This window comes from Microcystis sp. M144S2 (assembly GCF_020246065.1).
GTDB lineage: Bacteria > Cyanobacteriota > Cyanobacteriia > Cyanobacteriales > Microcystaceae > Microcystis > Microcystis ichthyoblabe_A.
Map to the genome: position 1 here is coordinate 1 of NZ_JADBTR010000123.1, position 8,660 is coordinate 8,660.

The window sequence follows — 8,660 nt, forward strand, 5'->3', positions numbered from 1 at the left end:
CTGTATCTTACCCGTGGGAGTTCTCAGGAATATGAGAGGAGAAAAAGCGCAAAAAATAAAGATAATAAAAGTGACTATTACCGATATTCTGTAAATAATTGACAAAGATTGAACATTTGCCAAGTTACTAAGTAGCCACCACCGTAAATCAATTTGGTTATTTACCATTTTTTCACTCTTTGGGGATCAATCTAAAGGAGAGGGACTTATATTATAGTCTGCCTTAAGCATTTTTTCGATGTTTACAACTGAGAATAATGACAACTGAACCCCCATCGTCTAATTCTCGCACTTCCGACTCGCTGGCTGCCTGATAAATTGCGAAAACTTGGCTTAAATCTGCCGTTGGTCCGATAGTAACGGGAATTCCTCGTTCTTTCTGTTGATTTAATCCCTCTAGATGCGCTTGACGATAGGGTGCGCGTTTTTCCAGCACGTTTTCACAATAACTACCCCAGACAACAAATTTCGGCATATTTGACCTGTACTCTCTTGATCTGTTGCTATTTTACGATCGAATCGTCAATCAGGCTAAATCGATCTAGAAAAGTGGCACGTGGCAGGGTTTTCTGTTATCAGTCAACAGTCATCAGTGAACTGAACAGTCAAATCTGATAAGTAATAACTGCAATAGTTAATTTTTGTAAAAAGTAGTTGACAAATTGCCAGTGCTTTAAAGTGGGATTTACGTCACTTAACTTCTTGTTAATAGCCTAAACTTCTATGGTTACTATTGAAATTATTCAATAGACTGGGGCTGTTAAGTCAAAGTTGCGATATTAAAGGAGGTAACGATATGAACGTAATTATCGAGTGGAATGACGTTTTTTTAGAAACTATTCGGAAAATTGGTGGCGGTCCGACACCGATTGCCCGGGCGGGGGCGATGTTACAGGTGGCGATGTTTAACGCCATTAATGCCCTTTCGGGGAATTTATACAGTCCCTATCCTAGCAATTTAAAGTTAAAGCCTGATCCCAGTACTTCTCCTGAAATAGCGGCGGTTTATGCGGCCCATCGTATTCTTAGCCGGATTTATGTCAATCTGACCATGACTTTTAATACTGCTTTGGATACATCCCTGCAAAGATTAAACGTGGTTAAGATGTCCGATGCCGATACCAAAGGTAAAACCTTTGGGCAGGCCGTGGCCGATTCCATTCTCACCCTGCGTCAGAATGACGGTTCTGACCAACCTCCCCTGTATAAACCGGGTAATCAGCCGGGGGATTGGCGACCGACAGGATCCGGGGATGCGGTTGCCCCCCAATGGCCGGACGTGACTCCCTTTGTCATGACTTCTGGGAGTCAATTTCGGCCGCCCTTTCCGGGTAACTATGCTAATAAAATCGACCTTCTCCGTAGTCCTGAATATGCGGCCCAGTTTAACGAAGTCAAACTGTTAGGGGCGGCCAATTCCTCTGCGCGTACTGCTGCACAGACTAGAATTGCCTTTTTCTGGGCGAATGATGTGGATGGAACCTATAAACCCCCCGGCCATCTGTTCCGCATTACCCAAATTGTTGCCCAACAAAGAAATTTATCTCTACTGGAAACAGCGCGTTTATTTGCCCTAGTGGGTTTAGTCATGGGTGATGCCGCTATTGTGGCGTGGGATGCTAAGTACCGGCTGCCGATTAATCTCTGGCGACCGGAAACAGCGATCCGTCTGGCCGATCAAGATGGTAATCTTTTAACCGAAGCTGATCCCAATTGGCAACCCCTATCAATTAATACCGCCGGTCAGCGTTTTAGTCCCGCTTTCCCTGCCTATGTTTCTGGTCATGCCACTTTTGGGGCGGCCCACGCTGGGATTATGCGTAATTTCTTTGGTACTGATAACGTCACTTTTACCGCCGACACGGACGATCCTAACGCCGAGGGGATTAAACGCACCTATAATAGTTTTAGTTCGGCGGCTTTGGAAAATGGTCGCAGCCGTGTTTATCTGGGAGTTCACTTTCAATGGGACGGTGACCACGGTTTCTGGTCAGGTACACAGTTGGCTGATTTTGTCTATGCCAAAGTTTTACAGAGAGTTTAGGTAGAGTAACCGATAAACTACGCCTACCCATTAGTTTGAGGTAGGCGTTTTTGGCTCTTCTAGGTTCTGTGTGATAAGTTTAATACCAATTCTCCAAAGTCTGACTACAGAAGTTTAATCCCCCTAAATCCCCCTTAAAAAGGGTGACTTAAATTCGATGTGTAGTTTTCATTTAGAGAAATGGTATAACTTATCATAGGATCGATCAATCTTTGTGTTCTTTGTGTCTCTGTGGTTGATCCCGAACCCTTCTGGGATAAAGATTTAACCAGACTAAACCAAGAGAGCCTATTTATTTTTGACTGCGAGTAAAAATTTCTTCAAACCAAGCAATAACTCGATTTCCTAAAGCTTCTAGGGAATATTTTTGCTCGACTACTGCACGACAAAAATATCGATCGATCTGGTCTAAATTTTTAATTCCTGTAACTAATCCCTCGATACTATCGGGTTCAACTAAAAACCCAGTTTTTCCATCTTCAATAATTTCTACCAGACCACCGCGACGATAGGCAACTACGGGAACACCACAGGCCAAAGCTTCAATAGCCACGTTACCAAAAGCCTCAACCCAGCGCGGGGTCATCAACAGGCCAAAACAGTCGCCTAGCTCTTTTTGTAGGCTCCCAGTGGGCAAAAACCCGCGATAATCGACTAAATCGAAACTGTAGGTATCCTGTAAATTTTGCCAGTAGAGAGGATCGGAAATATGACCGAAAACGCGTAAAGGCACACCTAACTGTTGACAAGCAGCGATCGCATCTTCTAAAGCTTTTTCTGGGGCAATCCGTCCCACCCAGGCTAGACAGGGGGAGGAATCGGCCCGAAACTGATACAAAGATAGGTCTAAACCACTAGCCAAACAGCGATAGGGGGGAGAGAGGGAGAAAGTTTCCGCTTGGGCGAGGGTGTAAAAAGCGAGTAAATGGGGAAAACTGCTATAGGTTTTTTCAATAATATGATCCATCGCCAAAGAAACGGAAGCCATGCTGACGAAATGGGCGACGGGAGTGGCAAAAAAAGGAGTGAGATAAAAAGGGAGCCAATCGTAGGCAAAATTAACAATTAAATCATACTGACTTTGTACTGATTGGGCGTAGTGCCACATATTGGCCAAAACGGCATTTTCGGGCATTAAAATCGGGGCTTGCTGGCCCTGACTTTGGGCGGAAATCTGGGCATTTCCTGCTATAGTGATTAAGGGAATATCATGCAACTGCGAGGCTTCTGGAGCCACTACCCGCACCAGATAGCCTTGCCTGGTCAGAGTGCGAGCGAGATTATAAAGAGTTAATTCTACGCCACCGCCGCCCCCCGAACCCAGAAATCCCACGGGGGTGGAGATAAATAACAGTTTTCGACTCAATTTTGCACCTCAGTGGATGTGGTTTCGGTGAAAGTCAGTGTGGTTTCGGTGAAGGAAGTATCCTGTACATCATCATCTTCTGGTTCACCGGTGGTTTCCAGGGGAGCAATATCTAAACGGGGAGCTAATTGCAGATTTAACTGTCTAATTGCCCAGCGTGCCGTTTCCTGCACTTCCTCATCGGAATCATCAAGGGCATGACAAATTAATTGACTGATCTGAGACATGACATCGTAGAGTCTAGTTAGATCGCGAATGGCATTTTTCCGCACTTGGGGATTTTTATCCTGGAGAGAGATAGCCAAAGCTTGGTTCATCGGTCGCAGGGAGCGGGTGCAGATTTGAGCGAGAGCTTCTAGGGTTAAACTACGTTCGTAGGAATCCCCATCCATCATGCTATCGACTAAAGGCTGCATTGCCCTAGAATCAGACATCTGTGCCAGCTTCCAAACCGCCCGTCTGCGGGTACGGGGATCGTCATCGCGGAGACTTTCAATTAAACTCATAATTGAGTCTGCGTTCGGGATGCGGGAGGTAGCTTGTACGGGCAAAGAAGACGCGAAATCATCCTCCCAATTGTCATTAATCTCACTGCTGGTTTTGGTGTCCGCACCGAAGGAATTGCCATTGCCCTCAAAGAAGTTGTCGGGTGGGTTTTTAGGATTGACGTTGACGTAAGTTGTCTTTTTGCGGCGTTTTGAGGCCTTGCCCTTGGGACGGTATTGAAGGAAAAGCGATAGTAAAGCTGCCAATAAAGCGATGGATAACAAGGCCGAGCCAGCAATTAATGGTATTGGCAAATTCTCATTTTTGGCGGCAGGGTTGGCAACCGTGCCGGTTTGACCTAGGTCTTTCTGCGTATCAGCGATCGCATTTTGAGCAGAGTTATCGTTCGGACGTTGTGCCAGAGCTTGTTGAAATTTTTCTAGGGCGAGTTGATAATTCTTTTGGGTTTTGGCCTCGTAACCAGCTTTCATCAACTGATCGTAAGTGGCGACAGTCTGGGCCTGCTCTAACCTAGGTGGAGTTTGGGCGTTAGCCTTGGATAAAGCCTGAAAATCATGACCCCAACTGCTCACACCGATAGCTAACAACAATAGAAAATTAGGTTTGATCATAGAATTTATGTAACTGTTTAGGGGTAGGTAACAGTATGATAGCCTAAAAGCCATAAATGACAAGCACTGAACCCCAGAGATGGGTCATAGACCAGGATGATGGGGAAAAGCCCCCGGTCAGCGTCAGGCAAATCGTGCCGCTGCTGGGATCGGAGATAGATTCCACTGTTTAGCACTCAGAGATTATCTGTGAAAAACCGGCCTAATTAAGCTTGTACAGGAGTTTTGCGCCAGGTTCGACCTTGAATAGTCGTGTGTACTTGCCAATTAGCCACAGTTTCTGGATAATCGCCCCGATAGTGACCACCTCGGCTTTCTGCTCTTAATAAGGCACTTTCCAGAATTAAGTCGGCGATATCTAAAAGATTTAACGTCTCGATCGCTATCCTTATTTCTAACTGCACCGAGGGACACAAAAATAATTGTCCTTTGTCGGGGAGAAGATTCTGGAGAAATTGGCCCATCTTTAAGGATTGTAACTGTTGTTTCCACTGATGCACCCGTAGGATAGCAGTTTCTAACTCATTTTGAAATCGGCAAATTCCCGCATTTTCCCACATTAAAATCGGTAATTCTCTCCGTACTTTTTGCCAGTATTCCTGTTCTTCCTGCCAGTTTTCCGCAATTTCTAAGGTTTTTTCTGGTCTTTCCCCCACCAAGTTTTCTGGCTCTAGACCTATTTCAACTAAATTTGCCGCAAAGACAATACATTCCAAAAGAGAATTACTGGCTAAACGATTAGCACCGTGAACACCCGTACTGGCCGCCTCGCCGATCGCATACAAACCGGGTAGAGAAGTGCGGGCGTTTAAATCGGTAGCCACTCCTCCCATCCAATAGTGAGCGGCGGGGGCAACGGGAATCACATCTTCAAACACATTAATGCCCCATTTTTGACAGATGCGGATAATATTGGGGAAACGATAACGCAGACGCTCTGGTTCGATCGGTCTTAAATCTAGATATACTTTGGCATGGGCGGGATCGTCAGAGGTTTTCTGCAAATGGCTAAAAATCGCCCGACTGACCACATCCCGGGGGGCCAATTCTCCGGCAGGATGATAATCGAAGGCAAAACGCCGCCCCAGAGCATCAATTAAATGCGCTCCTTCGCCGCGCACCGCTTCACTAATTAAAAACCGCGGCGCCCCCGGCACAGTCAAAGCGGTGGGGTGAAACTGAAAAAATTCCGGGTCGCGAATCACTGCCCCAGCACGCCAAGCGAGGGCGACTCCATCCCCAGTGCTAACGGCGGGATTAGTGGTTTGGGCATAGACTTGACCACCGCCTCCCGTCGCCAGAATGACTGCTTGCGCTCGCAGCCAATAGAGATGATCTTGATGGAGTAAACAAATACCTTGACAGCGTTGCCCTTCCGGGTCAAGCCAGAGTTTCAGCGCGATCGCTTGGGGAATAATGGTAATATTGGGTCGCTCGGTCACTTTTTCCATCAGGGTACTGACGATCGCTCTCCCCGTGCGATCAGCTGCGTGCAGCACCCTGGCCTGGGAATGGGCAGCCTCAAGAGTGCGGGCTAAGTCATCTCCAGAGCGATCAAAACTAACTCCTAACCGCAGCAAATCAGCGATCGCTTGGGGGGCCTTCTCGACTAAAAACTGCACGGCATAGCGATCGCATAAGCCCGCTCCGGCTTTCAGGGTATCTTCTAAATGGAAAACGGGGGAATCCTGAGGAGACGTGGCCGCCGCAATTCCCCCCTGCGCCCAATCACTAGCCCCAGTTTTCAAATCTTCTTTGGTAATTAAACCCACCTTTAAGTTAGGGGGTAAACACAGCGCGGCATACAATCCCGCCGCTCCCGATCCCACCACTAAAACATCTTGATAACTCGGCAGTTGCGAGGAAACGACCATGTAGGAGTTAATTGATAAATTCTATTTATTCTAGCATTGCATTTCTCTATAGCTCTGGCAAAAATCCCCGGTCTTTCCCTTGGGGCAGTATGCCAGATTCTTTACTTTTGCCTCTTGCCTTCAGAAGCTAATCACTGAAAAAGGTGAGCGATCGCTCACCTTGAAATTTTTTTAAAACCGTAATTAACCGGATTTAGTAAACCCCGGGGTTAAAACGGTCATCACCCTCGATAAATTCTTTAGAAGGCTCAGTAACGGTGAATTTCTCCAGATTGGCCTGTAAACGCTCTTTTTGAGTGGCCGAGAGTCCGGGGATATTGAGGACATCTTCCACTTCTTCGTAGGGGGCGTTTTTGATGATTTTACCGGCTAAATTGGGATAGAACCCTCTCAAGTCCCGGAAATCACGAATATCACTGTTATTAAGGTCGATTTTCGCCCCGAATTCTGTGGTTAGTTTAGCATCAGCCGCATTTAAGACCGCCACGGGATGAGAGGGAAGGGCGATCGAGGTAAGATTGAGAGCTTGAGCGGGAACTTTGCCCCAAAAACTCCCGATAATCAAGGCAATTACCGCCAGCAGACGAACAAGATTCTTCATTGCAGTTGTGGTCTCCTAAAACCAAGGCAAATTAACGATCAGGACAAGAAGTTAAGCCGTCAGCCTTCCGACTAGGCATAGGGTGGGGAATTGGGATTTGCCACCGCAGCCTAGCTATTAGCTGAACGCTGATAGCTAGTTAAAAAAGTTATATCATGCCATTAGACCAGATCATAACCTAGTTTGCCCCCCTAGGGGAAGGGTTTTGCGGTTTTGGGGTTTGATCACAAAAAACAAGTTGGTTAGGACAATCTAAATCGCTAAAACCCTTTTCTGGCAAAGATTTTCCTGCTGCCATCTGGCTGCTGCTACAGTTGAATTTCCCTATTTCCCTATCTCCCCACTTCCCCCATTTCCTCATTCCCCTATCCCCTAACCCAATTATTATAAATCCCTAAAATTATCAATGACGAACAGCACTCCTATGGCATCATAAACTGTTGCTTGTCTTGAAATATATAATAAGGAAGACACAATTATGGCTCTCCAATTGGGTGATATCGTTCCAGATTTTACACAAGATTCTAGTGAAGGTCCGATTTCTTTTCACCAGTGGGTAGGAGATAGCTGGGTGGTGCTGTTCTCGCACCCGGCTGATTATACCCCCGTTTGTACCACGGAATTAGGTACGGTGGCTAGTCTTAAGTCAGAATTTGAGCGACGTAATGTGAAAGTGATCGCTTTGAGTGTGGATAGTGCCGAATCCCATCGGGGTTGGATTAATGACATCAACGAAACTCAAAACACTACCGTTAACTATCCGATTATCGCCGATGGCGATCGCAAAGTGTCGGATCTCTACGGCATGATTCACCCCAATTCCCTCAATAATCTGACGGTACGTTCGGTGTTTATCATCGATCCCAACAAAAAATTACGTTTAACCATTACCTATCCTGCCAGCACGGGACGCAATTTTAACGAGATCCTGCGCGTGATTGACTCCCTGCAGCTCACCGATAACTATCAAGTGGCTACCCCGGCTAACTGGACTGATGGCGGCGATTGTGTGGTGGTTCCCTCTATTCCCACTGAAGAAGCTCGTAGCAAATTCCCCAAAGGAGTTGAAGAAATTAAACCCTATCTACGCATGACTCCCCAACCTAATAAGTAATTAGGGTTTGCTAATCGGTGAACCATATCCTGGAAAACTGGCAATCCAAAAACCAAGAAATCGTCAGGGAGGGTTAGCCATCCGTTTTAACGGATGCTACCCCTGGCCACAGGGGATTTATCTCCCCATATCATTTATCAGTTTGATTGTCAATATATTTTTTCCTAGTTTCCCTAGATGTGTTACCGGCAGTAGTGCCGAAAAGCAATTTCTTGGCTGGGTTAAAGACAATTCATCGACATCTATCTTAACTATAAGTTAAATTAATATTTAATAAAAATCGGCTTAAGGCTAAAAAAACAATTAACATTATAGCTCCAAATGCTTAGTAATGGCTAGTTTAGCTAGATTGTAGATCGATGAAATTATCTAGAGATCGAGCAAGGAGCGTCCAGAATTCTGGGTTAGATCTATAAGTAAATTTTATTTTAAGTTTATTTAAGACTGTCATTACTAATGCAAGGCTGAGTCAGGCAGATTTTCCCGTAGTATCAAAAATGAAACTCGCTCCAATCGTTCACTCTGAGGACGGGCGAGAGGCAA

7 protein-coding genes are annotated in these 8,660 nt (G+C 45.9%); 2 read left to right on the forward strand and 5 right to left on the reverse strand.

All coding sequences use genetic code 11. The features are described 5' to 3' along the window. Positions 1 to 223: 223 nt before the first annotated feature. The gene (locus tag IM462_RS14725) at positions 224 to 475 is read right to left on the reverse strand and encodes a YciI family protein (RefSeq protein ID WP_271991743.1); all 252 of its coding nucleotides are present in this window, start codon (positions 473 to 475) and stop codon (positions 224 to 226) included. Between the two features lie 321 nt (positions 476 to 796). On the opposite strand from IM462_RS14725, the gene IM462_RS14730 reads away from it, so the two are divergent. Beyond that, positions 797 to 2,044 carry a vanadium-dependent haloperoxidase gene (locus IM462_RS14730; protein WP_287701525.1) on the forward strand — a complete coding sequence of 416 codons (1,248 nt, stop codon included), beginning with the start codon at positions 797 to 799 and terminating at the stop codon, positions 2,042 to 2,044. Positions 2,045 to 2,336: 292 nt separating this feature from the next. On the opposite strand, the gene IM462_RS14735 is transcribed toward IM462_RS14730, so the two are convergent. From IM462_RS14735 to psbU, 4 genes are all read right to left on the reverse strand, one after another. Further along, on the reverse strand, positions 2,337 to 3,410 hold the full coding sequence (locus tag IM462_RS14735) for a glycosyltransferase (protein ID WP_287701527.1): 1,074 nt from the start codon (positions 3,408 to 3,410) through the stop codon (positions 2,337 to 2,339). After that, positions 3,407 to 4,528, reverse strand: a complete 1,122-nt coding sequence (locus IM462_RS14740; protein WP_287701528.1) for a HEAT repeat domain-containing protein — start codon at positions 4,526 to 4,528, stop codon at positions 3,407 to 3,409. Before IM462_RS14740 ends, IM462_RS14735 begins: the two co-directional genes overlap by 4 nt. A gap of 206 nt (positions 4,529 to 4,734) precedes the next feature. Then, on the reverse strand, positions 4,735 to 6,402 hold the full coding sequence (gene nadB, locus IM462_RS14745; protein WP_287701530.1) for an L-aspartate oxidase: 1,668 nt from the start codon (positions 6,400 to 6,402) through the stop codon (positions 4,735 to 4,737). Positions 6,403 to 6,595: 193 nt separating this feature from the next. Next, complete coding sequence (gene psbU / locus IM462_RS14750; protein WP_002735501.1) at positions 6,596 to 7,003, reverse strand: photosystem II complex extrinsic protein PsbU; 408 nt, start codon at positions 7,001 to 7,003, stop codon at positions 6,596 to 6,598. Positions 7,004 to 7,481: 478 nt separating this feature from the next. Between psbU and IM462_RS14755 the strand changes: the two genes are divergently transcribed. Next, positions 7,482 to 8,117, forward strand: coding sequence for a peroxiredoxin (locus IM462_RS14755; protein ID WP_002761158.1), 636 nt, complete (start codon positions 7,482 to 7,484; stop codon positions 8,115 to 8,117). Positions 8,118 to 8,660 lie beyond the last annotated feature (543 nt).